The sequence below is a fragment of the Vibrio sp. 10N.286.51.E5 genome (assembly GCF_041469125.1).
In the GTDB taxonomy this organism is placed as follows: Bacteria; Pseudomonadota; Gammaproteobacteria; order Enterobacterales; family Vibrionaceae; genus Vibrio; species Vibrio crassostreae_C.
Genome location: NZ_JBFRJZ010000112.1, coordinates 1 through 825, shown reverse-complemented (window position 1 = coordinate 825; position 825 = coordinate 1). Strand labels below are relative to the sequence as shown.

The 825-nt window shown below is 44.4% G+C and carries 1 protein-coding gene; it reads right to left on the bottom strand.

The annotated features are described in order from the left end of the window. A partial coding sequence (locus AB4161_RS22620) for an ISAs1 family transposase (protein ID WP_372084373.1) occupies window positions 1-825 on the bottom strand: 825 nt, incomplete at both ends.

Genomic DNA, 825 nt, shown 5'->3' with positions numbered 1-825 from the left:
GGCTGTTTTCAATTCGCCAGTGTTGACGAATATAATGACCAAGTAATTTGTGATTCGGCGACATGGAACTTATGTAGTATGACGTATCTACGGTGCCTTTCCCGTTTATCACTCGGTGGCGTTCCACTGCTATAATGCTTCTTACCGTCGGCCATTTCTTTGCTAGTTTTTCGGGCAACTTAGCCTTAAGTTGAAAAACGTATCGCTCTTCGTTACGACCATGATGTGTCTCTTTGATTTCAGTGACTATTTTCTCTTTCCTAGCATCGAAGATAGCCTGAAACTGTTCAACAACAGCCGCTCTTAGTTTCGGTTGGTTGTTCTTCACTTGAACAACAACATGCGCTTTCTTTTCTTTTATCTTCTCTAGGGTTTCGCGCTGGCAATGCAGCGCATCAATCGTGACCACACTGCCTTTTACATTTATAACATCAAGCATTTGGCGCACAACACTGATCTCGCCATTCTTGTTTTCCGTCGGTTTTTGGCTCAGAACAAGGCCACGCTCAGTGTCATATGCCGTGACCAACTGCAACGCTGTTTTCCTGTCATTTCGATAAGAGCCACGCAGGACTTTTCCGTCGAATGCGATTATGGGTTTATTTTGGTTGGCTCTTTGTTCGTTTATCCACAAGGCCAACGCTTCAAGCAATGACTCCGCAACAACTGAGCGTAATATGCGTGCTATTGTGTGTCGTCGGGGGATTCCATGTTTGAATGGCCTGTACTTTCTTAACCAGCTTAACTTCTCTTCCCCATAAAATTCAATGTCTTGCCATCCTTCGCACCCAGATGCAATAGCACTAATAACGAGGAACATAACGT